Origin of the sequence: Rodentibacter trehalosifermentans (assembly GCF_002000545.1) — a bacterium.
Taxonomy (GTDB): domain Bacteria; phylum Pseudomonadota; class Gammaproteobacteria; order Enterobacterales; family Pasteurellaceae; genus Rodentibacter; species Rodentibacter trehalosifermentans.
This window is the reverse complement of record NZ_MLHL01000045.1, coordinates 1-24405: the sequence shown is the minus strand read 5'-3', so window position 1 is coordinate 24405 and position 24405 is coordinate 1. Positions and strand designations below refer to the sequence as shown.

Genomic DNA, 24405 nt, shown 5'->3' with positions numbered 1-24405 from the left:
CAACATGAAAAACCAAAAACTAGAACTCACTTGGATAGGCAAAGACAAGCGCCCTAAGCTTGAGGCGCGGATTTTGTTGGAGGATGCGGAGAAGTCGTATCATGCGCCCACCCGTTCGGAGCAGGCGATTTTTGATAATCGGCTGATTTTTGGCGATAACCTGCTGGCGCTTAAGGCGTTGGAGCAAGAGTTTGCAGGCAAGGTGAAGTGTGTGTTTATCGACCCGCCGTATAACACCGGCAGTGCGTTTGCCCATTATGATGACGGGCTGGAGCATTCGATTTGGCTGGGGCTGATGCGCGACCGCTTGGAGATTATCAAGCGCTTGCTGGCGGACGACGGCTCGCTGTGGATTACCATTGATGACAATGAAGCGCATTATTTAAAAGTGTTGTGTGATGAGGTGTTTGGGCGGGGGAATTTTGTTGCGAATTGTTTGTGGCAAAAAGTTTATAGTGAACGCATGGATGCTAAAGGATTTAGTACATCTCATGATCATATACTGGTTTATCAAAGGTCAGAAAAATTTTTCCCTTTACAACTTGCAAAAGAGCAAAATTCTGCGCAATTTAATTTCTTTGATGAAAAAAAGCAGAAATATTATCGCCGTAGATCTTTACGCAAAGAAGGCTCTGAATCTCTTAGGCAGAATAGACCATCAATGTGGTATCCCATAATAGCTCCTGATGGTTCGGAAATTTTTCCAATAAAGCCAGATGGTGTAGAAGGACGCTGGCGATGGAAAAAAGAAAATATTTCAGAAAAGGCGGATCAACTTGAATTTGTTCAAAAAGAAGGAAGATGGGAGGTTTATGTTAAACAATATCAAGAAGATAGTCCAACTCGACCACCTGCAACATTATGGGTAACCGATGAGGTTGGGCATAATCATGAAGCGAAATTGGAAGTAAGAGTTTTTAATTCACAAGATATTTTTTCAACTCCAAAGCCAGAACGTCTAATTGAGCGTGTTTTGCAAATCGCCACTAACCCCGGCGACCTAGTCCTAGACTCTTTCGCTGGTTCCGGTACCACCGGTGCAGTTGCCCATAAAATGGGGCGGCGCTGGATTATGGTGGAGCTGGGCGAGCATTGCCATACCCATATTATTCCGCGTTTGCAAAAGGTGATTGACGGCTCCGATCAGGGCGGGATTTCCAAGGCGGTGAACTGGCAGGGCGGGGGCGGTTTCCGTTATTACCGTTTGGCGCCGACCCTGATTGTGAACGATGCGTGGGGCAATCCGATTATTAACCCCGACTATAACCCCGAAATGCTGGCGGAAGCACTTGCCAAGCTGGAAGGCTTTACTTACAGGCCGTCTGAAACCTTGTGGTGGCAGCATGGCTATTCCAGCGAGCGCGATTTTATTTATGTCACCACGCAAACCTTGTCTGCCGAGCAGTTGCAGGCGCTGTCGGACGAGGTGGGCGAAAACCAAAGCCTGCTGGTGTGTTGTGCGGCATGGCGCGGCATTACGGCGGCGCAGGCGGCGGAGCGTTTCCCCAACCTTTCTCTGAAAAAAATCCCGAAAATGGTGCTGGCACGCTGCGAATGGGGGCATGATGATTACAGTTTGAATGTCGCCAATCTGCCGATAGCGGAGCCTGAACCGATGCCGTCTGAAAAGCAGCCTGAAAACCGCGCCAAAGCTGCAAAAGGCAAAAGTGCGGCTGACAATCAGGAGGATTTGTTTACGGAGGATGGCGGTGAGTAAAACGGCAAAAAAACGGGATGTTTCCATCACGCGCTCATCGGCGGCGGAATATCTGACCTTTGTGGCGGCCAATAAGGAAGGCGGTGTGCAGGCGGTGTATGCCGATGAGAATGTTTGGCTGACGCAGAAAATGATGGCGGCGCTTTATGATGTGGATGTCCGCACGGTGAACTATCATTTGGGAAAAATTTTTTCCGACAATGAGTTGCAGACAGATTCAGTTATCCGAAATTTTCGGATAACTGCCGCCGACGGCAAAAACTACCACACCAAACACTATAATTTGTCTGCCATTATTGCTGTGGGCTATAAGGTCAATTCCGAACGGGCGGTGCAGTTTCGCAAATGGGCAACCGAAATTGTGGAAAGTTTTACCATCAAAGCTTATGTGATGGATGACGAGCGTTTGAAAAACGGCGGTTCGGTATTTACCCGGGAATATTTTGAAGAGCAGTTGCAGCGGGTACGGGAAATCCGCCTGTCCGAACGCAAGTTTTATCAGAAAATCACTGATATTTATGCCACGGCGGTGGATTATGACGTAACGGCGCAAGCCACCAAGCGCTTTTTCGCTACGGTACAAAACAAACTGCATTGGGCGATTCACGGGCAGACGGCGGCAGAGGTTATTTATCATCGAGCCGATGCCGAAAAGCCGCATATGGGTTTGCAGTCTTGGAAGGATGCACCGCATGGCAAGGTTCAGAAATTTGATGTGGCGGTTGCCAAAAATTATCTGGATGAAAATGAAATGGCGCAGCTTTCGCGCCTAGTCAGCGCCTACCTGGATATTGCCGAGGATATGGCCATGCGCCACATTCCGATGACCATGCAGGATTGGGAGGTGCGCTTGAACCGGTTTATTGAAGCGACAGATCGGGAAGTATTGCAGGATGCGGGAAAGGTTACGGCAGAAATTGCTAAGGCGCATGCCGAGAGTGAGTTTGAAAAATACCGCATCGTGCAAGACCGCTTGTTTGAAAGCGATTTTGACCGCCTGTTAAAACAAACGGATAAGGAAAACGGATCATGACCACAAGCATTCAAAACCATATCAACGGGCGCTTGTCATTGCGTGCGCCGCAGGCAGAAAGTTTGGCGAAATTAAAACAAGCGCTGGATGCCGCGCCCCAAATGCTGAAACATCAGCGCGATGTCGCGGCGGTGCTTGAAACGCTGAAAGCCGAATTTCCGACCTTGCAGGAGTTTGAACGCGATTTTCCGTCGTTGTGTTTTGCTTTGGCAACGGGGGTGGGCAAAACCCGTTTGATGGGGGCGTTTATCGCCTATCTGCATTTGGCATATGGCATCAACAATTTCTTTGTGCTGGCGCCGAACCTGACGATTTATAACAAGCTGATCGGCGATTTTTCGCCCAATACGCCGAAATATGTGTTCAAGGGCATTGGCGAATTTGCCGTGAACCCGCCGCGCGTGATTACCGGTGATAACTACGAGCAGCAAAGCATCGGCATGGCGGATTTCTTTACTGAGGTGCGGATCAATATTTTCAATATTTCCAAAATCAATTCCGAAGTGCGCGGCGGCAAGGAGCCGCGTATCAAGCGGATGCGCGAGGTGTTGGGCGACAGTTATTTCAATTATCTGGCGAATTTGCCCGATTTGGTGCTGCTGATGGACGAATCGCACCGTTATCGCGCACAGGCGGGGATGCGGGCGATTAATGAGTTGAATCCGCTGCTGGGGTTGGAGCTGACCGCTACGCCGTTTGTGGAATCCGCCAAAGCACCGATTCCGTTTAAAAACGTGGTGATGGATTACCCTTTGGCGCGGGCGATGGAAGACGGTTTTGTAAAAATGCCGGCGGTGGTTACGCAGCGCAATTTTAATGCGAAAAATTACACGCCCGATGAAATTGAAAAAATCAAGCTGGAAGACGGCGTGCGCCTACATGAAAACACCAAGGTGGAGCTTTTGACCTTTGCGCGGGAAAACGGCGTGGCGGTGGTGAAACCCTTTATGCTGGTGATTGCCCGCGATACTACCCACGCTGCACAACTATTGTCTTTATTGGAATCGGATAATTTTTATAATGGGCGTTATCAGGGCAAAGTAATTCAGGTGGATTCCAGCAAGTCGGGCAAAGACGAAGAGGAGATGATTGCGCGGCTGTTGGCGGTGGAAAGCGTGGACGAGCCGACCGAAATCGTGATTCATGTCAATATGCTTAAAGAAGGCTGGGATGTTACCAATCTTTATACCATTGTACCGCTGCGTGCCGCTAATGCACGCACTTTGATTGAGCAAAGCATCGGTCGTGGCTTGCGTCTGCCTTATGGCAAGCGCACCGGTGTGGAAGTGGTGGACAGGCTCAATATTGTGGCGCATGACCGTTTTCAGGAAATTATTGACGAAGCCAACAAAGGCGATTCGGTATTGCGCTTGCAGCAGGTGATTTTGGAGCCTGCCGGGGAAGACGAGCAAAAAGTGAGCGTTACCGTGCCCAGCGGCGCAGAAAGCCGTTTGGGGCTGGATAGGCCGTCTGAAACGGTTGGTGTGTATCCGGCAGAAGCGTATCAGCCGATATTTACCAATGAGGCGGAGAAACGGGTTGCCCGCAAGGTGATGGAAGCGGCGGCGAAATACGAAGTCCGCCCGCAACAAGCACCGACTTCAAAAGCCTTATTGCAAGCGGATATTCAGGCAAAAATCACCGAAGAAGTGAAACAGCAATTGCAAGGTGCGCAGGACGAATTATTGGCGGATGAATTGCCCGATGTGGCGGAAATTGTGGCGAAAACCACGCAAGTGTTGGTGGCGCAAACCATCGATATTCCGCGCATTACCGTGATGCCAAGCGGGGAGGTCAGCACGGGGTTCCACCCTTTTACCTTGGATGTCGGCAATCTGCATTTGCAGCCGGGTGCGCGCGAAATTCTGATTCACAACCTGCATACCGATGAGCAAAGCAGCCTGTCTGCCGAGTTGGGGCTGGTTGAGAAACGCCCCGAAGACTATATCGTGCACGCGCTGATTGATTTTGACGATATTGATTACTTCACCCAATCTAATCTTTTGTATGACCTGGCCGGGCAGATGGTGCGGCATTTGCGCAGTTATCTTTCCGAAGCCGAAGCGCTGGATGTGTTGGATAAAAACCGCCGCCTGATTGCGCGGGAAATTCATGCGCAGATGACGGCGCATTTTTGGGAAAAAGCCACGCATTACGAAGCGCATGTCAGCCGAGGCTTTACTGCGCTCAAACCTTGCCACTACACTGCTTCTGCAAACGAGCCGGTGCATTTGGTGCGCGAAACGGTGCAAGATGTTTCGCGAATTAAGCAAATGCTGTTCGGTGGGTTTAAAAAATGCCTGTATCCACTGCAAAAATTTGATTCCGATACCGAACGCCGCTTTGCCGTGATTCTGGAGCGAGATACGCAAAAATGGTTTAAACCCGCCAAGGGGCAGTTTCAGATTTATTACAAACAAGGCGCTGAACAGAAAGAATATATTCCTGATTTTGTTGCGGAAGGCGATGATTTTATTCTGATGGCGGAAACCAAAGCCCGTGCCGATATGCAAAGCGCCGACGTGCAGGTCAAAGCCGAAGCGGCAAGTGCTTGGTGCAAACAGGCTACGGACTACGCCGCACAACACGGCGGTAAACCATGGAAATATTTGTTGATAGCCCATGATGAAGTCAATGAAGCAAAACGATTGGTGGATTTTTTAAGATTTGAAAACGCATACCATGCATAAATTAATCGCCTTTAAGTGAAAACTTAAAGGCGTTTTGCTATTCAACATAAGGCACGCTTTCCGTCAAAAAAAGTGCGGTAGGTATTTCCTCTGAAATTTCAAATTTACCGGCATAGGCGTATGCTTCCACGCCTTGTTTTATCGCATCTTTTAATAATCGATCATAGTCCGGATCGATATATTCGGCGATTTTAAAACGATCAAATCCATTGTGCAGACCGGCAAAAAGCACCACGGCACGATGTCCTTGTTTTTTCATTGCCAATAATTCCCGCACATGTTTTTGACCACGTGTGGTGACGGCATCGGGGAACATACCGAGGTTGCCTTTTACCAAGGTGATGGATTTCACTTCCACATAACAATCGGGAAGCCCTTCGCCTTTCAGTAAAAAATCAATGCGGCTGTTTTCTTCGCCGTATTTGACTTCAGAATAGATTTCCTCATACATCGCCAGTTCTTTAATTTGTTTGTTTTGTAAGGCTTCCAATACAAGTTGATTGGAACGATGGGTGTTAATACAACAAAGTTGTCCGTTTGCAAGTTGGGTCAGTTCCCACGAATGGGGGTACTTCCTTGTTTGACTGTCGGAATGGGAATACCAAATGGTGTCGCCTTTCTCGCCACAGCCGGTCATTGCCCCGGTATTGGCACAGTGAATCGTTATCACTTCGCCATTCGGTAATTCAATATCGGCAAGAAAACGTTTATAACGGCGAATGAGTTTTGCGGATTGAAGTGAGGGAAGTTGCATACTATTCCTTATTAAAGTGCGGTTGAAATGTCAGACGTTTTTAGTGTAAAGCGGTGATTTGAAAAATTTCCACGAATTTGTTTACGATAATTCATCGGAGAAAATCCGGTGTATTTTTGGAAATTTTCATAAAAACGGCTTAATGAATTGAAGCCTGCAGTGATCGATATATCAAGCATCGTTTTATCGGTATCGGTAAGCAAGGCTTTTGCGTGGTTTATTCGCATCATGGTGATGTATTGTTTAATCGTCAATTGCATTGCACGTTGAAATAATCCCATCGCATAGTTGGTATTTAACCCTACCGCCTCTGCCACCTGAGAAACCGTGAGGGGATGATTAAAATGGCTACCAATATAATTAAGCATCTGGATCACATAATGTTGTGTGTGGCGGGAAGCGTGGGTATGTATGCTGTTTTCGTAATGCGTTTTGAGTAAAAGTTCCCAGCCGTCAAGCTCTAAACGTTTTAGGAGGAGTTGCACTTCGCTATAAACCAAGTGATGACGGTTGTTGTCATTTTTTGCAAGCTCGTTTTGCCAACGTGTAATTTCAAAAGTGCCTGCGAGTGCCGGATTTTTAGATTGAATGACTACACCGTGGGTAATGTGGGTAACAAGATTATCCGGTAGTTGCCAAGAAAGAAATTGATGAATGGGAATATCAATCACCGCCATTTCCGTACAGTTTCTACGATTTACCAAGCTATGGGGAATGGATGCCCAGAAAGCGGCAATGTGATTTTCCTTAATTGTGATGAGTGAACCGTTATAGAAATATTCTATATCACCGTTAAAGGGAATATTGATTTCAATATGTCCGTGCCAATGGTGTGCCGGCATATTGACTGGCGGTTGCCAAAGTTTCACGCGGAGCGATTGTTTTTCCAAGGGTAAGGAAAGCGGGCTGGTGGTTTTACTCCCAAGGGAATCTTCAGAATCAAAATAGCCCAGAGCAAGATCTTCAGGTTTCATCGATTACCTATTAAATATGGCTAATCAAAAGTGCGGTCGAATTATAACGAATTTTTTTATGCATTCCCATTTTCTGAGAAATTTTTCCTAAAACTTCATTTTTTGTTATATAGATCTCAAAAAGTGAGATTTCAGGAATCTTGTATGAGAAAACGATATAGGAAAATGATTTCCCTTTTGTCATTATGATATTCAAAGATAATCAGTAAGGAGTTTCATTATGAGTTTATCAGTGAAGACGAAAATCAGTTTTGGTCTGGGCGCTTACGGTAAAGATTTCGCCATCGGTATTGTGTATATGTACTTGATGTATTATTACACCGATGTATTGGGCGTTTCTGGTGCTATTGTGGGAAGCATTTTTATGATTGCCCGTATATGGGATGCCTTAAATGATCCCATTATGGGCTGGATTGTGAACAATACACGCTCACGTTGGGGAAAGTTTAAACCTTGGATTTTGATTGGAACAATTCTTAACTCAATTTCACTTTTCTCCCTTTTCTGTGCGGATTATTTTTCCGGCACGGCGCTAATTGTTTATATTGCGATCACCTATATTCTTTGGGGAATGAGCTACACGCTGATGGATATTCCGTTTTGGTCGCTCACCCCCACTTTAACCCTCGACCAGCGTGAACGGGAAGAATTGGTGCCTTATCCCCGCTTCTTCGCCAGCCTTGCCGGTTTTGTTACCGCCGGTGTGTGTATGCCCTTTGTGGATGCGGTAGGCGGTGAGGATAAAGGCTTCGGTTTTAGAATGTTCACCTTGGTGATTATCGCCTTTTTCGTACTTTCCACCATTATTACGCTGGTAAATGTGAAAGAAAAATATTCCTCCGATGCCATTGAAACCGGCGAACCACAACAAAAAGTGCCGTTAAAAATCTTGGTCTCGCTCATTCCACGCAACGATCAGCTTTCAAGTTTATTGGTGATGGCTCTCTGCTATAACATTGCGGGAAACATTATTTCAGGTTTCGCCATTTATTATTTCACCTATGTCGTAGGGGATAAGGAAATGTTCCCATACTATATGTCATATGCCGGGATTGCGAATCTTGCCATCATCATCCTATTTGCCCGTTTAGCAAAATTTTTCTCACGTCGTACATTATGGATGACGATTTCTGTCAGTTCCATCATCAGCTGTGCAATTTTGGGTTACACCGGTATTGTGGAACATCACAGTGTTTTTTTGATTATCCTTGCCGGTATTTTTATGCAAATCGGTAGTGCTTTGTTTTGGACGTTGCAAGTGATTATGGTGGCGGATACGGTCGATTACGGCGAATACAAACTCGGTATTCGTTCAGAAAGTATCGCTTATGCCGTGCAAACAATGGTGGTGAAAGCCGGATCGGCGGTTTCGGCCTTGTTAATCGGCGTGTTGTTAACCGCTATTGATTATGTACCGAATGAAGCCCAAAGCGAAACCACTTTATTTTATATGAAAGTGATCATGATAGGCTTACCTATTTTCTTCTATGTCATCAAATTATTCGTCTATTTCCGTTATTACAAACTTCACGGTGATTTACTCGCCAAAGTCAATATCACCTTATTGGATAAATACCGCAAAGTTGAAACGAAATATTAACAGGAGCATTTTATGAGTTCACAATTAATTCGCCTACAAAGCAAAGAGACCGATTTAATTTTACGTACAGAACCTGCCGAAATCCTTTATTTTGGCAAACGCCTGGCGTTGGATGAAATCACGGAAGCGGATGTGATGAGCATTGAACGGGGCGTGGCAAATGGCAGCCTTGATGTGGATATTCCCCTCACTCTTGCCGCGGAAAACGGCAGAGGTTATTTTGGCGTTTCCGGCGTGGAAGGGCATCGCAACGGGTATGATTGGGCACCGGTGTTCATCACTAAAAATATCACAAAAACCGACCGCACTTTAGTGTTGGAAATGGAAGACAATATCGCCAAATTGGGTTTCAAAGCAGAAATTGAAGCTGATGAAAATGGCGTGTTTAAATTCCGTCATACTTTAACCAATTTAGCGGAAGGGACGTTTACCGTAAACCGTTTAGCCGTCACCTTACCTGTGCCTGAATATGCCGATGAAGTGCTCAGTTTTTATGGGCGTTGGTGTCGTGAACTTCAAGAAAATCGCCTTTCCCTCAAACATGGGGCATTTACCCAGGAAAATCGCCACGGACGCACTTCCCACGAATATGCACCAAATCTGATTTTAGGCACACCGCACTTTCGCCAACAACAGGGGGAAGTATGGGGATTCCATCTTGCCTGGTCGGGGAATCATCGTATTCGTGCCGATGTATTGATTGATGGTCGCCGTTTTGCCCAATTAGAAAATCTTTATTTCCCGGGCGAAATTCAGCTTAAACAAGGTGAGAGCCATTGCACCCCTTGGGTTTATGCGGTGTATTCGGATGAAGGCTTAAATGGAATGTCACGCCAATTTCATCATCACGTTCGCCAACATATTTTACGTTTTGTTCATCCTATGCGCCCGGTACATCTGAATATTTGGGAAGGTGTAACCTTTGATCATCACCCAAAACACATCATTGCGATGGCTGAAAAATCAGCGGAAATGGGGGTGGAACGATTTATCATTGATGATGGTTGGTTTATTGGGCGTAATAATGATTTTGGCGGTTTAGGCGATTGGTATTTGGATGAGGAAAAATACCCGAACGGTTTAAATGAAGTCATTAAGGCGGTGAAAAAACTCGGTATGCAATTTGGTATTTGGGTGGAGTTGGAAATGATTAACAAACCGACCAAGCTTTACCAAGCGCATCCGGATTGGTTGTTACAATTAGAGGGGTATGAGCAACCGGAGGAACGCCATCAATACGTTTTGGATCTCACGAAGCAAGAAGTCTTTGATTATTTGTTGGCACGTATGGATTGGTTACTTGGCAATCACGCAATTGATTATATCAAATGGGATCATAACCGCCGCCTTGTCCAACCTGGGAGTCGGGGGCGTGCCGCAGCAGTGGCACAAACCCAAGCCGCTTACCGTTTATTTGATGAATTACAAAAACGCTATCCAAATGTAGAAATTGAAAGTTGTTCATCAGGGGGCGCACGTATTGACTATGAAATCTTAAAACGTTCACAACGTTTTTGGTCATCAGATAATAATGACGCTTACACTCGCCAACAAATTCATCGTAGTATGAGTTATTTTTATCCACCGGAAGTGATGGGGGCACACATTGGTGGTTCACCTTGCCAAACTACGCATCGCCGTTTTTCGATTGATTATCGTGGTTTAACTGCATTATTCGGACATATGGGGGTGGAGCTTGATCCGGTGAAAGAAAGTGAAGAAGAACGAGTCGGCTTTGCAAAATATATTGCGTTGCACAAACAACTTCGTCCTTTATTACATAGCGGTGATGTGTTCCGTTTGGATTATCACGATGACAAAACGCTCATTCACGGTGTCGTCGCTAAAGATAAATCGCAAGCTGTGGCGCTGGTGAGCCAACTTGATATGCCGGATTACAAACAAATGGGCAAACTCCGCTTGCCATATTTGGCAGCCAACGAAACCTATCAAGTAAAAGTGCTCGCCATTCCGGATTATATCCGTGAGGGCAAAGCCGGACATTTAATGAAAGTGTTCCCACAATGGTTATATGATTGTTTTGATGGCAAAACCGTCACTATTCGCAGCGAATGGCTCGCCAACGCCGGTTTAACCATTCCGGTGCTAGACCCGCAAAGCGCAATGTTGTTAGAGTTTAAAAGAATCTAGGCGATAAAATCCAGCCGATGAAAAGTGCGGTCAAAATCTCCGTTGTTTTTGACCGCACTTTTTAATGGGCTAATTATTTTTGATAATTTAACTGTGGCACTTGAGATAAATCCATTCCCGCTTTCGCCAAGGTTTCCACAGGTAAATTGGCGGTTTTTGAGCGATGAAAACAGGCGAGGTTAAAATCCAAACCGGAAATGCTTTTTGCCTGATTGAAATGGTTATTTGGTTGATAGCGGTCGGAAATAAACCAAAAACATTGATAATCAAGTAAATTTAAATAATTCAAAATGGCTTCGTATTTGTCCGGATGGGCTTCAATAAAAATCACGGGTTTATGCTGATGAATGAGCTTATTCGCACCCTGCAACACATTCAAATCAAAACCTTCCGCATCAATTTTTAGCAGGGATAATTCCGTTAATTTTTGCATTTCGGGCTGTTCATCCAAGGTCACAACCTGAACCCATTCTTTATGTTGCGTGCCTTGAAAATTTCCTTCGGTATCGAATCCCTTATCCAAAGAAAAACTGCCGTAATTCCAAGAGGTGTCATAATTTGATGAGGGAATTTCGATGGTTTGTTTTTGGTTGCTCACCCCTTGGTGATAGGTGTAAACATTGGTGAGGTGATTTAATGAAATATTGGCACAGAGGGTTTGGAAAATAATCCGTTGTGGTTCAAAACAAAAGACTTTACCTTGAGGTGCGAATTTGGCAAGCGGCACGGAATGCATTCCAATATTTGCCCCCACTTCGATAATATTGCTTTGCGGGGATAAAATGCTACGGAAAAATTGCACCTCAACTTCAGACCATTCACCATAAGTTTTGACGTATTGGCTAATAAAGTCCCCCTCAATGAGATTAAACAGCCCCCATTTTGTTTGTTGTAATGAAGTACGCATAAATTGCCTCAATAAATAGAAATTGAGGTAATTATTTTATTTTGTTTTTTTTCGTCAAATTTGGTTTGTTTTTTATTCTTTTTTTGTCGAGGCAGAAAAATTTATTTTCCTCATCAAAATCTTCTCTAATTTGTGATCTCTCTCACAATTCTAATATGACAATCATCATAACGTTTAAAACAGCAATATATTATTGTTAAGCCGTGCAAGTCGATATTGGGAGGACAACATATGTTTATGACGATACTCAGCTTCCTCATTGTGACCGGTGTGGTGGCGTATATTTCTTGGTTAAAAACAAAAGGGGATGATTTAACTACATCCAAAGGTTATTTTTTAGCGGGACGTGGTTTAAGTGGTTTGGTGATCGGTTGCTCTATGGTGCTGACATCACTTTCTACGGAACAACTCATTGGTGTGAATGCCGTCTCTTATAAAGGGAATTTTTCGGTGATTGCGTGGACTGTGCCGACAGTCATTCCCCTTTGTTTTTTGGCACTTTATATGTTGCCAAAATATTTGCGCAACGGTTATACCACGGTGCCTGAATTTTTTGAGAGCCGTTTTGACCGTCAAACCCGTTTAATTATGTCCGCACTTTTTTTGGTGTTCTATCTTTTTATTGTGATTCCGACCGCACTTTACACCGGTGCCATTGCCTTTAACAAAATTTTCAATTTGGAAACCGCATTTGGATTGAGCTATGGTGCGGCGATCACTTATACGGTGATCGCCATTGGCGTGGTGGGGGCGATTTATGCCATCTTCGGGGGATTAAAAGCAGTGGCGGTGTCCGATACGATTAATGCGGTGATCCTCGTGATTGGTGCATTACTTGTGCCGTTTTTTGCGTTAATGTATTTAGGTGAAGGCAGTTTTTCCGCCGGGTTGCAGACGATTACCACCACGCACATTGAAAAATGGAATGCAGTGGGCGGTGAAAACGATGCGACACCTTGGCCGACCATTTTCACCGGCATTATGGTGGTACATTTTTTCTATTGGACGACCAATCAAGCCATTGTACAACGTTGCTTAGGGGCAAAGGATTTGCAATCCGGTCAAAAAGGGATTTTGGTCGCGGCATTATTCCTATTAACGTTACCCATCATTTTAAATTTACCGGGCCTATTGAGTTTCCACATATTGGGAGAGGGAGTGAATCCGATTGATGCATCTTATCCGCTTTTGGTGAATAAGGTGCTGCCAAGCTGGTTGCAAGGGTTCTTTATTGCTGCATTATTTGGGGCAATTTTGAGCACTTTCAATTCTTTCCTTAATTCTGCGGCGACTATTTTCTGTAAAGATTTATTGCCTTCAATTAGTCAAAAAGTGCGGTCGGAACAGGCGTTGATTGTGTATGCGAAAAAAGTATCAGCCATTATGGCGGTGGTGACAATGATTTTTGCTCCACTCTTAATGTTTGGTACAGATGGTATTTTCTTAATCACAAAACGTTTTGCCGGTTTCGTGAATATTCCCATTGTGGCATTATTTGCTGTGGGTATGTTTAACAAAACCGTTTCCGGTAAAGCCGCCCGCATTGCCTTACTCGCCCACGTGATTTTGTATTTCAGCATTGTTTGGGTGTTTGATGTGAAAATTAACTTTGTCTATGTGATGGGCGGATTGTTCGTGTTTGATGTGGTATTAATGCTGATTCTCGGTCAATTCTTAAAACGCGATCCTTACATTGAAAATAAAGAAAATTTGAGCAACGTGGATTTAACTAACTGGAAATATTTGAAAGTCACCAGTGTGTCCTTAATTTTAGGGTTATTTGCCCTTTATACTTTCCTTTCCCCACTCGGTATGGCATCGGAAAATGGCAATCCGTTGATGGTGTTAGGTGTTTGGGCGGTGTTGCAAATTATCGTCTTATTTGTGGTTCGGGATAAAGAGGTAAAATGATGAACATTATTTATATTTTATTGGATCAAATTCGCAAAGATATGCTGGGGGCTTATGGTCATCAAGTGGTCAAAACGCCGAATTTGGATCGTTTGGCAAAAGATGGTGTACGTTTTAACAATGCTTTCACGCCTGCATCCGTGTGCGGCCCTGCGAGAACATCATTATTTACCGGATTAATGCCGTCTTCCCACGGCATTATCAAAAACGGTGAGAAAGGCGGCATAGGTGAAATTAGCCAAGATAAACCCAACATCGGTCATCTTGATGGCTACAATACTTATGTGGTGGGAAAATGGCACGTGGGGACGAAATCCGTACCGGAAGATTATGGCATTAAAGGGCATAATTTTGACGGTTATGGCTATCCGGGGAGTGGAGTGTATAAAAATTTAGTGTTCAACCAACCGCCGACACATTCAAATCGATACAAAGACTGGTTAGAGGAAAAAGGCTATGCAATCCCCGAGGTGAGCAACGCCTATTTTGGTGATAATCCACATTTACGGGTGCAAGAACTTTGTGGCTTACTTTCCGGTACGAAAGCGCAGACGATTCCCTATTTCATCATTGATGAGGCGAAAAAATACATTCAAGACTCCTTAGATGAGGGCAAACCGTTTTTTGCTTGGATCAATTTCTGGGGGCCGCACACACCTTGCATTGTGCCTGAGCCTTATTATTCAATGTATCGCAAAGAGGATGTGGTCTTGGATAAAAGTTTTTTCAAACCATTGGAGGGTAAACCGGGACATTTCCGTACCATTTCAAAAATGTGGGGTATGTGGGAAGCCAGTGAGGATCGTTGGAAGGAAGTCATCACAAAATTTTGGGGTTATATCACTTTAATTGATGATGCTATTGGTGAATTATTTGATTATTTGGAAAACTTGGGTATTTATGACCGCACTTTCTTGGTGGCAACCGCCGATCACGGTGATGCTATGGGCGCGCATCGAATGATTGAAAAAGGCGAGTTTATGTTTGATGCCACCTACAATATCCCAATGATTATCAAAGATCCGAACTCCGACCGAATCAATCAAGAGGACGACAATTTTGTCTATTTACACGATTTAACTTCAACGGTGTTTGATTTGGCAAATCAAAAAGTGCCGGAAACCTTTGAAGGGCAGAGCGTGCTACCGATTATGCGGGCGCATCAAAACAATGCCCGCAAAGGCGTATTGGGACAGCTTGCCGGGCATTTCGTTTATTTTGAACAACGGATGTGGCGGCGTAGAGATTATAAACTTGTGTTCAATGCAACGGATTTATGTGAGCTTTATGATATTCGCCAAGATCCGGAGGAAATGCATAATTTGTTTTACGATCCACAATACAACGCCGTCAAAAAAGAAATGTTAGAAGAAATGCGTTTGGAAATGAAACGTTTAAATGATCCTTTAGAAAATTGGGTCTATCGGATCATTGATGAAATTTAATCAATCCTTTTCATTAGGGCTGGGAGGGCGTAACATACGCCCTTTGTTTATTTTCACGAATTTTAATTGGAACGAAATATGAAAATACAATTACTCAAAACCCTCACTCCGGAACTCAATCTGGTGCAACAAAACGATATTCCCGTGCTACATTTAAAACACGCCGTTGGAATAGCCCAAATTTCCCTTCAAGGCGCGCAATTATTGAGTTGGCAGCCAAGTGGGGCAAAGCAAGATATGTTATGGTTGAGCGAAATTGAGCCGTTTCAAATGGGCACGGCGATTCGTGGCGGCGTGCCCATTTGCTACCCATGGTTTGGCTCAGTGAAACAACCTGCGCATGGCACGGCTCGAATTCGTCTGTGGCAACTCAGCCATTACGATGTGGCGAAAGATAAAGTGCGGTTAGTTTTTTCGTTGTTTTCCGATTTGCATATTATTGAAGCAAAGGTGGAAATGATTTTTACGGATAAATGCCGTATCACCTTTACACATTATGGAAAACAGCCGGCACAAGTGGCGTTACACAGTTATTTTAATGTGGGAGATATTCATCAAATTAGCATTGAAAATTTACCTACCACCTGTTTTAACAGCCTCACGCAACAGATGGAAACTGTGCCTTCGCCCCGAATGATTACAGAAAATGTAGATTGCATTTATTCTGCCGAGAAAACACAAAATCAAATTGTGGATAAGCGATTAAATCGTACTATTAGATTGCATCATCATAATGCCGGAGAGCTTGTCCTTTGGAATCCGTGGCATAAACCTACAAGTGCAATGAGTGAGCAAGCTTATCAACATATGGTTTGTTTAGAAACCGCAAGAATTGAACATTTATTAGCATTTGGTGAAAGTGTTGCTGTGGAAATTGAGGTAAAGGGCTAAATTCTGTTGCATAAAATCGGTGGATACTATAAAATCCGCCCGTTTTACTCACTTTTAACTTGGGAAAACCGGGAATCTTTCGCTTATTGTGAAAGGTTTTTACATAAAATTAATAGAAGGAATACGATTATTAAAACCGTAAAAAAAGCACCGGCAGTGAATCGCCCGAATCGCATTAATGATGAAATTCGTGTAAAAGAAGTTCGTTTAATTGACCAAGATGGTGAACAATTAGGCATTGTTTCTATTCAACAAGCCTTAGATATGGCAGAGCAAGCGGAGCTTGATCTTGTTGAAATTAGTCCAAATGCAGAACCCCCGGTTTGCCGCATTATGAACTACGGTAAATTCCTCTACGAAAAAAGTAAGACCGCTAAAGAGCAGAAGAAAAAACAAAAAGTCGTCCAAGTGAAAGAAATTAAATTCCGTCCGGGGACCGATGAAGGGGATTACCAAGTTAAATTACGCAGTCTTATCCGTTTCTTAGAAGATGGCGATAAAGCAAAAATTACTGTGCGTTTCCGCGGTCGTGAAATGGCGCACCAAGATATCGGTTTAGATGTGTTGGAACGGGTAAAAAATGATTTAGCGGAGATTTCAGTGGTAGAATCTGCGCCGGGTAAATTAGAAGGCCGTCAAGCGGTGATGGTGTTAGCCCCGAAGAAAAAATAAGAATTTTTTGTTGAGATTAACATCTTAACAAAAATCTTTTCACGAAAGTGAAAAGTCACGTCAGTTGGGCAGACTACGCAGCCTAACGACGTTGAGAAAAGGCAATTTATTTGCCTGATGATGGAAATGATCAGTGCCTTTCAAGTAACTTTTTAGTTCGCCTGATTATGTTGTTTAAACGAAAAATGCGGAGTTATTTTAACAATGCCTAAAATCAAAACAGTACGCGGTGCTGCTAAGCGTTTCAAAAAAACAGCTTCCGGCGGTTTTAAGCGTAAACAATCTCACTTACGTCATATTTTGACTAAAAAAACAACTAAACGTAAACGTCATTTACGTCATAAATCCATGGTAGCGAAAGCTGACCAAGTTTTAGTCGTAGCTTGCTTACCATACGCATAAGCCGTTATTTAAGCGAAACGTACGATTAGTTCATTTAGTAGAAAATAGACATAGGAGATTAAATAATGGCTCGTGTAAAACGTGGTGTTATTGCAAGAGCACGCCATAAGAAAGTTCTTAAGGCTGCTAAAGGTTATTATGGTGCACGTTCACGCGTGTATCGTGTTGCTTTCCAAGCGGTGATCAAAGCCGGTCAATACGCATATCGTGACCGCCGTCAACGTAAACGTCAATTCCGTCAATTATGGATTGCGCGTATCAACGCAGCGGCTCGTCAAAATGGTTTATCTTACAGCAAATTCATCAATGGCTTGAAAAAAGCTTCTGTTGAAATCGATCGTAAGATCCTTGCTGATATTGCAGTATTCGACAAAGTGGCCTTCGCTGCATTAGTGGAAAAAGCAAAATCTGCACTTTAATTTTTAAAGTTTAGAGAATGAGGACGCTGAAAAGCGTCCTTTTTTCTTAGTGATGATGAGGTTATTTGTCAATTGGCTGTAAAATTTCTTATTCATTGCCCATTTTTCATCTTTTCGTTTTTCTGTCCAAACCGTATAAAATAGTGCGGTCAAAAATCAAGGTGTTTTGAATGCCAAGGGCGTTAAAGGCGTGAATAAATATCAATAAATTTAATCAAATTTTTGCGAGGTGATTGTGGCATTAATTAGCTTAACAAATGGCTATCTTTCTTTTAGTGATGCCCCCTTATTAGATCATACCGAACTTCATATTGAACCGAACGAACGGGTTTGTTTGGTAGGAAGAAATGGGGCGGGGAAATCCACTTTACTCAAAATTATTGCCGGAGAGGTATTGTTGGACGATGGTAAGATCCAATATGAAAAAGAGTTGGTGGTCTCCCGTCTTGAGCAAGATCCCCCCCGTAATACTGCAGGTAATGTTTTTGATTATGTGGCAGAGGGCATTGGGCATTTAACGGATTTATTAAAAGAATACCACCGCATTTCTGTTGAGCTTGAAGAAAATTATACGGATCAAATGCTAAGCCAATTGGAACAAATTCAAGCCAAATTAGAACATGCTGACGGTTGGCGATTTGAAAATAAAATTCATGAAGTGCTGCTCAAATTAGGTTTAAACCCTAATACCAAACTGAGTGAACTTTCAGGGGGGTGGTTGCGTAAAGCGGCATTAGCTCGTGCTTTGGTTTGCGACCCTGATGTCTTGTTGCTTGATGAGCCGACCAACCATTTAGATGTGGAAGCCATTGAATGGTTAGAAAGTTTCCTGTTGGAATTTAGCGGTAGCATTGTATTTATTTCTCATGACCGTTCTTTTATTCGCAAAATGGCGACACGCATTGTGGATTTAGATCGAGGACAGCTTGTTTCCTATCCGGGGAACTATGATTTATATCTCACCACAAAAGAAGAAAATCTCCGAGTCGAAGCCCTACAAAATGAATTATTTGATAAAAAATTAGCACAAGAAGAAGTGTGGATTCGTCAAGGTATAAAAGCACGCCGAACCCGCAATGAAGGGCGGGTTCGTGCTTTAAAAGCCATGCGTGAAGAACGACGTCGGCGTCGTGAGGTGATGGGAGAGGCAAAATTACAGCTTGATACCTCAACCCGTTCCGGAAAAATAGTCTTTGAAATGGAAAATGTGAGCTATGAGCTGGCAGGAAAACAATTGTTAAAAGATTTCAGCACCACCATTTTACGGGGAGATAAAATTGCCCTAGTCGGGCCCAATGGCTGTGGTAAAACGACCTTTATCAAATTATTTCTCGGCGAAACCCAACCTACAGCAGGAAAAATTAAGACGGGGACAAAATTAGACATTGCTTATTTTGATCAATATCGTGCTGATCTTGATCCGGAAAAAACGGTGATGGATAACGTTGCCGATGGCAAGCAAGATATTGAGATAAATGGAGTAAAGCGTCATGTGTTAGGCTATTTACAAGATTTTTTATTCCCGCCTAAACGGGCGATGACACCGGTGAAGGCTTTATCGGGTGGGGAGCGTAATCGTCTGTTGTTGGCAAAACTGTTGCTAAAACCCAATAATTTGCTGATTCTTGATGAACCGACCAATGATTTAGATGTAGAAACCTTAGAATTGCTTGAGGAAATTTTAACGGATTACCAAGGGACATTATTAATTGTAAGCCATGACCGCCAATTTATTGATAACACAGTGACAGAATGTTATCTATTTGAAGGTGATGGTGTAGTGAATAAATATGTAGGTGGTTTCTTTGAGGCAAAACAGCAGCAAGCCAACTTTTGGGCAAGTAGGGCTGAACAAGAAGTGGCGAAGAAATTACGCTCAAAACCGCAAGAAAATCTTGCTAAAACTGACCGCACTTCTAAGCCGAAATCTGTGAAATTATCCTATAAAGAACAGCGTGAACTGGAACAATTACCGCAACAATTGGAAGATTTGGAAGAAAAATTGACCGCACTTCAAACAGAAGTTGGGGCGCCTGAATTTTTCCAACAATCCCATGAAGTAACGGATGCGAAACTGCGGGAGCTGACGGAAGTGGAAGCTGCCCTTGAGGAGGCTTTTTTACGTTGGGAAGAATTAGAAGAAAAGAAAAATTTGGCGGAAAATAAATAATGTAAAAAAACCGAGTCGTCACTCGGTTTTTTGTGGGCTAGAAAAGGTTGCTGATAAAAATCACCAAAATGATGACAGGCACAACAAATTTTACATAGTTAAACCAGATTTTAGTGAAGGTCGAATCCGGTGTCGGAGAGAGTTCCTTTTTCGCTTCATCTTTCAGCACAAAGCCTACAAAAACGGCGCAGCCTAGTGCGGTGAGCATAAACAGTATATTACCGCTTGCATAGTCATAGAAATCAAAAATACTTTTGCCAAAAAGCGTAAAATCTTTCCAAAGGTTATCGCCTAAAATAGCGGGAATGTTACCAAGTAAGAAAATTCCCCCTAAAACCAGTGCAATGGCTTTTCCACGGCGCATACGGAGTTTTTCTTGTAATGCGGTGATAAGCACTTCATAAATGGTAATAGAGGTGGTGAGGGCGGCAATTAATAACAAACTAAAGAAAATAATTGCAAAGAATTTACCTGCCCACAAATGGGAAAAGACGATAGGCAGACTTTGGAATACTAGTGTCGGGCCGGCATTGGGTTCGATACCAAAAGTGAATAATGAAGGAAAGATCATAAATCCTGCCAATACCGCAATAATGGTATTGGTAAAACCGGTAATCACAGCGGTTTGAATGAGGTTTTCCTCTTTATTCAGATAGCTTGAAAGGGTGATTAGCACACCAAAGCCAAGGCTTAAGGCAAAGAACACTTGCCCTAATACAAAAACGAAAAGTTCAGGCGTGATTTTGCTGAAGTCCGGTTTTAAATAGAAAGTGATCCCTTCCATTGCACCCGGTAAGGTGATATTGCGGATCACCATACCGATTAAGAAAATAAACAGGAGAGGCATTAAATATTTTACTGAACGCTCAATTCCGCCAATAATGCCTTTTGCCAAAATAATGTAATTCACCACCACAAAGAGGAAGGTATAGCTGATGATTTCATAAGGGCTATTACCAATATGCAGATCGTAGAAGTTCTTTGCTACCTCTTTGGTGATCGGTGCGGAAATATCAAGACTGCCGCTGATGAGGCTGACAATATAAGAAATCACCCAGCCGCCCAGCACCATGTAATAGGCCATAATGCCAAAAGCACCGAGCAATCCCATATAGCCGATAATTTTCCAATATTTGGAAATACCTCTGCCTTTATCCTGAAGTTTATCCCCAAAGGCATCAATGGAATTGACACGCAAGCGGCGACCAATCACATTTTCTACGAGGATCATGGGAATGCCGATCACGATCATCGCAAGACAAAAAAGTAGCACATAGGCGCCGCCGCCATTTTCACCCACAAGGTAAGGGAAGCGCCATGTTGCACCAAAACCCACCGTTGCACCGGCAACGGTCATCACATAAGTTAAGCGGCTTGACCAAGTTTGACGTTGTTGTTTATTTGTTGTCATTGTTTTTCCTATTAATAAAAGTGCGGTCAAAAAATAAATGATTTTTAATATTCGGTTTTCTCTTTATATTCACAAAGATCTTCGATAATACAGGAACCGCAACGGGGCTTTCTTGCTACACAAGTGTAGCGACCATGTAAAATGAGCCAATGGTGCACATCCACTTTAAATTCATCAGGTACGACTTTTAAGAGTTTTTCTTCCACTTTGACGACATCTTTACCCGGAGCGAAATGGGTGCGATTGCATACCCGAAAAATGTGGGTATCGACCGCAATCGTCGGGTGACCAAAGGCAGTATTTAACACCACATTCGCTGTTTTTCGCCCAACACCGGCAAGGGCTTCGAGGGCTTCACGATCTTCAGGTACTTCACCTTTGTGTTTTTCGATGAGATCACGGCAGGTTTTAATGATATTTTCCGCTTTACTATTATAAAGCCCAATGGTTTTAATATAGCTTTTTAACCCCTCTAAACCTAAATCCAAAATGGCTTGTGGCGTATTGGCAACGGGAAAAAGTTTCTCTGTTGCTTTATTTACCCCTTTATCTGTGGCCTGTGCCGATAAAATCACCGCGATTAATAATTCAAAAGGCGAATTATACTGTAATTCTGTCGTCGGATGGGGGTTGTTATCCCGTAATCGGGTGAGTATTTCAATTCTTTTTTTCTGGTTCATAATATTTTCCTTCTACTTTTTGGTTGTGCAAAAAGTAGCAAAGAACACACTCAGGCAAATTAGACGACGCCTTAATGGTTACTTTTTCACTTTCTGATGATTGTCAATTCTGTTTTTGAGGGCGAGGAGGAGCCCTAAGCCGATAAATGCACCCGGTGGCAGGATGAAAAGTAAAAAGCTGCTGTCTATTTGGTAAATATGCCAAGTGAGAAATTTAGCCTGTTCGCCAAAAAGATGCTCAATCCCTTCAAAAAGCGTGCCTTGTCCGAGAATTTCACGCAGCGCACCAAGCACAGTTAGGCTCAATGCCATGCCACACCCCATTGAAAAACCGTCCCATATTGAATGTAAAAGGCTGTTTTTGGAAGCAAAGGCTTCTGCCCGCCCAATTACAATACAGTTTGTCACAATAAGCGGAATAAAAATCCCCAAGGATTGATAGAGTGTATAGGTGTAAGCGTTCATCAATAATTGCACCACAGTTACGGTGGTGGCAATAATCATCACATAAATAGGAATACGAATTTCATGGGGAATGTGTTTGCGAAATAAAGAGATAACCGTGTTGGTACAGGTTAATACCAACATGGTTGCAAGCCCTAAACCCAGTGCGTTGGTCGCTGTACTGGACACCGCCAACAATGGACAAAGCCCGAGTAATTGAACAATTGCAGGGTTATTTTTCCAAATGCCTTGCGTGAAAATGGCTTTCCATTCAATGGTGTTTTTGGCGGTTTCAACAGACTGCTGAGGGGTTTCCTCTTCAAAAAGTGCAGTCGTTTTTTCGGTTGAATTTGTCATATCACAGTCCTTTATCGCAGTCCTTATGGGAGAGTGAGTTGCTGAAGTTCGGTTTGATGATTAAGCATCAATAAAGCGGAGCGTTTTACTTGATTAACAATGGCACGAGGTGTAATGGTTGCACCGGAAAATTGATCAAATTTCCCGCCATCTTTTTTTACCGCCCAATCATTGAGGTTCGTTTCATTAATGGATTTATGATTAAAACTTAAAATCCAATTGGAAATTCGTAGCTCTATTTTATCGCCCAATCCCGGGGTTTCGTGATGTTCAATCACTCGCACACCGAGAATTTCCCCTTTAGGGGTTAGCCCCACCAGTAAGCGGATATCACCGGAATAGCCATCCGGTGCGGTGGTTTCATAAGCATAAGCGGTAATGTTTTGCCCTTTTTTAGCAAAATAAACTTTTTGAATTCCGGCTAAATTTTCACTCTTTGGAATGACCGCACTTTCCACAAGCGGGTTATCAAAATAGTCATGGGGAATCACTTCTAATAGGCGTTCACGTTGTTGTGCCGCCATGGTTTCGTCAATTTTATCTTTTGTCAGGAAAAAGATGCCCGAGGAAATAGCGGTACAGATTAATGCGACTAATCCTAAAATCATTCCATAGCGTGAGGTGGTTTTAACAATGCCCATTATTTTCTTCCTTCTAAGCGATAACCTGCCACACGAGGTCTCGTGTAATGATCAATCAGTGGCACACAAATGTTACTCAGTAAAATGGCAAAGGCGACTCCATCAGGGAAATTACCCTGATAGCGAATAAGGTAGACAAAAAGCCCAACTAACGCACCAAAAACCAATTTTCCACGAGGTGTGATCGATGCCGTGACAGGGTCGGTTGCAATGAAAAAGGCCCCAAACATCATGGCCCCGTTAAACATCTGGCTCATGACACTTAAATGGAGATTGCCCATTAGAGCGGTAAGGGTTGCCAAGCAGAAAAAGGTAACGAGCATTGCCACCGGAATTTGCCAATGAATTGTGCGTTTTAAGAGAAGAAAAAGCCCCCCCAGTAAAAAGGCGAGGTTGACCTGCCACCAACCTTGTGCGAAATCGGTGCCATTGCCCATAAAAATCGGCATTTTGATGAGCTCATAAAAATCCGTTACGGCATTGTGATGGGCATAAAAGATTTTGGCGCTATCCAATGGTGTTGCTTGAGCGATACCGTCAATACTTTGAGTGAGTTGTGACAGGGTAAAACCATCGGTCGTGACCCCAGAAAAGATAAGCGAAAGCGCATCAGGGAAGGTGGGCGGCTCTTGTAATAAATGGAGAGGCGGCAGCCATGTGGTCATCGGTAATGGGAAAGAAATCAGCAGGATGACATAACCAATCATTGCCGGATTGAATAAATTTTGCCCCAAACCGCCATAAACCTGTTTACCCAGCACAACGGCACAAAATGTCCCGATAATAATCACCCAATAAGGCGCATAGGGTGGAATTGCCATGGCTAAAATCAATGCTGTTAATACTGCACTGAAATCAGCAAGATAAGCTAAAGGTTTTTTACCTCGTAATTTTAGTACGATAAATTCACCCAATAGGGCAACGCTAATGGCTAATATTGACTGAATGAACACGCCAAAGCCAAAATAATAAACTTGCGCAAAGAATGCGGGCATCATGGCGAAGATCACCCAAAGCATAATGCGAGCGGTTAATTTTCCCGAATGCGCATGAGGGGAACTGGTCATTTTAAACATGGTTATTCCTGAGATTTTTCTAATTCTTGTTGAGCTTGTGCTAATTTTTTCGCCTTTGCC

20 protein-coding genes are annotated in these 24405 nt (G+C 43.4%); 12 read left to right on the top strand and 8 right to left on the bottom strand.

Features of this window, described 5'->3' with window-relative positions:
- Nucleotides 1-4: 4 nt before the first annotated feature.
- The 3 genes from BKK52_RS08370 to BKK52_RS08360 are packed head-to-tail and all read left to right on the top strand — an operon-like array spanning nt 5 to nt 5440.
- A complete protein-coding gene (locus BKK52_RS08370; protein ID WP_077478487.1) occupies nt 5-1717 on the top strand; it encodes a site-specific DNA-methyltransferase in 1713 nt (570 codons plus the stop codon).
- The gene (locus tag BKK52_RS08365; RefSeq protein WP_425272084.1) at nt 1710-2750 is read left to right on the top strand and encodes a virulence RhuM family protein; all 1041 of its coding nucleotides are present in this window, start codon (nt 1710-1712) and stop codon (nt 2748-2750) included. Before BKK52_RS08370 ends, BKK52_RS08365 begins: the two co-directional genes overlap by 8 nt.
- Nucleotides 2747-5440: a DEAD/DEAH box helicase gene (locus tag BKK52_RS08360; RefSeq protein ID WP_077478485.1), complete on the top strand. Its 2694-nt coding sequence runs from the start codon at nt 2747-2749 to the stop codon at nt 5438-5440. Before BKK52_RS08365 ends, BKK52_RS08360 begins: the two co-directional genes overlap by 4 nt.
- A 37-nt stretch (nt 5441-5477) precedes the next feature.
- Here the strand turns inward: BKK52_RS08360 and sfsA are convergent, their stop codons facing one another.
- Nucleotides 5478-6194 (bottom strand): DNA/RNA nuclease SfsA, encoded by a 717-nt coding sequence (gene sfsA, locus BKK52_RS08355; protein WP_077420023.1) that lies wholly within the window; start codon nt 6192-6194, stop codon nt 5478-5480.
- An 11-nt stretch (nt 6195-6205) separates the two neighbouring features.
- Nucleotides 6206-7168: a transcriptional regulator MelR gene (melR, locus tag BKK52_RS08350; RefSeq protein WP_077420022.1), complete on the bottom strand. Its 963-nt coding sequence runs from the start codon at nt 7166-7168 to the stop codon at nt 6206-6208.
- Between the two features lie 220 nt (nt 7169-7388).
- Here melR and melB point away from each other — a divergent pair, with 220 nt between their 5' ends.
- Nucleotides 7389-8768: a melibiose:sodium transporter MelB gene (gene melB, locus BKK52_RS08345; RefSeq protein WP_077478484.1), complete on the top strand. Its 1380-nt coding sequence runs from the start codon at nt 7389-7391 to the stop codon at nt 8766-8768.
- Nucleotides 8769-8780: 12 nt separating this feature from the next.
- Complete coding sequence (locus BKK52_RS08340) at nt 8781-10919, top strand: alpha-galactosidase (protein WP_077478483.1); 2139 nt, start codon at nt 8781-8783, stop codon at nt 10917-10919.
- 73 nt (nt 10920-10992) lie between these two features.
- On the opposite strand, the gene BKK52_RS08335 is transcribed toward BKK52_RS08340, so the two are convergent.
- Nucleotides 10993-11826, bottom strand: a complete 834-nt coding sequence (locus tag BKK52_RS08335) for an FkbM family methyltransferase (RefSeq protein ID WP_077420019.1) — start codon at nt 11824-11826, stop codon at nt 10993-10995.
- Between the two features lie 231 nt (nt 11827-12057).
- On the opposite strand from BKK52_RS08335, the gene BKK52_RS08330 reads away from it, so the two are divergent.
- The 7 genes from BKK52_RS08330 to BKK52_RS08300 all read left to right on the top strand — a co-directional run bounded on the left by BKK52_RS08330 (nt 12058) and on the right by BKK52_RS08300 (nt 19736).
- On the top strand, nt 12058-13737 hold the full coding sequence (locus BKK52_RS08330) for a solute:sodium symporter family transporter (protein ID WP_077478482.1): 1680 nt from the start codon (nt 12058-12060) through the stop codon (nt 13735-13737).
- On the top strand, nt 13737-15182 hold the full coding sequence (locus tag BKK52_RS08325; protein WP_207551811.1) for a sulfatase family protein: 1446 nt from the start codon (nt 13737-13739) through the stop codon (nt 15180-15182). Before BKK52_RS08330 ends, BKK52_RS08325 begins: the two co-directional genes overlap by 1 nt.
- Nucleotides 15183-15260: 78 nt before the next feature.
- A complete protein-coding gene (locus BKK52_RS08320; RefSeq protein WP_077420016.1) occupies nt 15261-16073 on the top strand; it encodes a D-hexose-6-phosphate mutarotase in 813 nt (270 codons plus the stop codon).
- Between the two features lie 156 nt (nt 16074-16229).
- The gene (gene infC / locus BKK52_RS08315; protein WP_218668358.1) at nt 16230-16745 is read left to right on the top strand and encodes a translation initiation factor IF-3; all 516 of its coding nucleotides are present in this window, start codon (nt 16230-16232) and stop codon (nt 16743-16745) included.
- A gap of 204 nt (nt 16746-16949) precedes the next feature.
- Entirely contained in the window at nt 16950-17147 is a 198-nt protein-coding gene (rpmI, locus tag BKK52_RS08310; RefSeq protein WP_005596065.1) for a 50S ribosomal protein L35, read from the top strand.
- A gap of 65 nt (nt 17148-17212) precedes the next feature.
- Nucleotides 17213-17566: a 50S ribosomal protein L20 gene (rplT, locus tag BKK52_RS08305; RefSeq protein WP_005596075.1), complete on the top strand. Its 354-nt coding sequence runs from the start codon at nt 17213-17215 to the stop codon at nt 17564-17566.
- Between the two features lie 235 nt (nt 17567-17801).
- A complete protein-coding gene (locus BKK52_RS08300) occupies nt 17802-19736 on the top strand; it encodes an ABC transporter ATP-binding protein (RefSeq protein WP_077478481.1) in 1935 nt (644 codons plus the stop codon).
- Between the two features lie 37 nt (nt 19737-19773).
- Here BKK52_RS08300 and BKK52_RS08295 read toward each other — a convergent pair whose 3' ends face one another.
- The 5 genes from BKK52_RS08295 to rsxD all read right to left on the bottom strand — a co-directional run bounded on the left by BKK52_RS08295 (nt 19774) and on the right by rsxD (nt 24345).
- On the bottom strand, nt 19774-21147 hold the full coding sequence (locus tag BKK52_RS08295) for a sodium-dependent transporter (protein WP_077420014.1): 1374 nt from the start codon (nt 21145-21147) through the stop codon (nt 19774-19776).
- Between the two features lie 44 nt (nt 21148-21191).
- Nucleotides 21192-21827 (bottom strand): endonuclease III, encoded by a 636-nt coding sequence (nth, locus tag BKK52_RS08290; RefSeq protein WP_077420013.1) that lies wholly within the window; start codon nt 21825-21827, stop codon nt 21192-21194.
- A 78-nt stretch (nt 21828-21905) separates the two neighbouring features.
- Nucleotides 21906-22628, bottom strand: a complete 723-nt coding sequence (locus BKK52_RS08285; RefSeq protein ID WP_077420012.1) for an electron transport complex subunit E — start codon at nt 22626-22628, stop codon at nt 21906-21908.
- Between the two features lie 23 nt (nt 22629-22651).
- Nucleotides 22652-23269, bottom strand: a complete 618-nt coding sequence (gene rsxG, locus BKK52_RS08280; protein WP_077478480.1) for an electron transport complex subunit RsxG — start codon at nt 23267-23269, stop codon at nt 22652-22654.
- Nucleotides 23269-24345, bottom strand: a complete 1077-nt coding sequence (rsxD, locus tag BKK52_RS08275) for an electron transport complex subunit RsxD (protein ID WP_077420010.1) — start codon at nt 24343-24345, stop codon at nt 23269-23271. Before rsxD ends, rsxG begins: the two co-directional genes overlap by 1 nt.
- Nucleotides 24346-24405 lie beyond the last annotated feature (60 nt).

What these genes read in the sequence shown, in the direction of transcription:
- BKK52_RS08370 (WP_077478487.1), top strand. Translation starts at nt 5, where the DNA reads ATGAAAAACCAAAAACTAGAACTCACTTGGATAGGCAAAGACAAGCGC.
- BKK52_RS08360 (WP_077478485.1), top strand. Translation starts at nt 2,747, where the DNA reads ATGACCACAAGCATTCAAAACCATATCAACGGGCGCTTGTCATTGCGT.
- sfsA (WP_077420023.1), bottom strand. Translation starts at nt 6,194, where the DNA reads ATGCAACTTCCCTCACTTCAATCCGCAAAACTCATTCGCCGTTATAAA.
- melR (WP_077420022.1), bottom strand. Translation starts at nt 7,168, where the DNA reads ATGAAACCTGAAGATCTTGCTCTGGGCTATTTTGATTCTGAAGATTCC.
- melB (WP_077478484.1), top strand. Translation starts at nt 7,389, where the DNA reads ATGAGTTTATCAGTGAAGACGAAAATCAGTTTTGGTCTGGGCGCTTAC.
- BKK52_RS08340 (WP_077478483.1), top strand. Translation starts at nt 8,781, where the DNA reads ATGAGTTCACAATTAATTCGCCTACAAAGCAAAGAGACCGATTTAATT.
- BKK52_RS08335 (WP_077420019.1), bottom strand. Translation starts at nt 11,826, where the DNA reads ATGCGTACTTCATTACAACAAACAAAATGGGGGCTGTTTAATCTCATT.
- BKK52_RS08330 (WP_077478482.1), top strand. Translation starts at nt 12,058, where the DNA reads ATGTTTATGACGATACTCAGCTTCCTCATTGTGACCGGTGTGGTGGCG.
- BKK52_RS08325 (WP_207551811.1), top strand. Translation starts at nt 13,737, where the DNA reads ATGAACATTATTTATATTTTATTGGATCAAATTCGCAAAGATATGCTG.
- BKK52_RS08320 (WP_077420016.1), top strand. Translation starts at nt 15,261, where the DNA reads ATGAAAATACAATTACTCAAAACCCTCACTCCGGAACTCAATCTGGTG.
- rpmI (WP_005596065.1), top strand. Translation starts at nt 16,950, where the DNA reads ATGCCTAAAATCAAAACAGTACGCGGTGCTGCTAAGCGTTTCAAAAAA.
- rplT (WP_005596075.1), top strand. Translation starts at nt 17,213, where the DNA reads ATGGCTCGTGTAAAACGTGGTGTTATTGCAAGAGCACGCCATAAGAAA.
- BKK52_RS08295 (WP_077420014.1), bottom strand. Translation starts at nt 21,147, where the DNA reads ATGACAACAAATAAACAACAACGTCAAACTTGGTCAAGCCGCTTAACT.
- nth (WP_077420013.1), bottom strand. Translation starts at nt 21,827, where the DNA reads ATGAACCAGAAAAAAAGAATTGAAATACTCACCCGATTACGGGATAAC.
- BKK52_RS08285 (WP_077420012.1), bottom strand. Translation starts at nt 22,628, where the DNA reads ATGACAAATTCAACCGAAAAAACGACTGCACTTTTTGAAGAGGAAACC.
- rsxG (WP_077478480.1), bottom strand. Translation starts at nt 23,269, where the DNA reads ATGGGCATTGTTAAAACCACCTCACGCTATGGAATGATTTTAGGATTA.
- rsxD (WP_077420010.1), bottom strand. Translation starts at nt 24,345, where the DNA reads ATGTTTAAAATGACCAGTTCCCCTCATGCGCATTCGGGAAAATTAACC.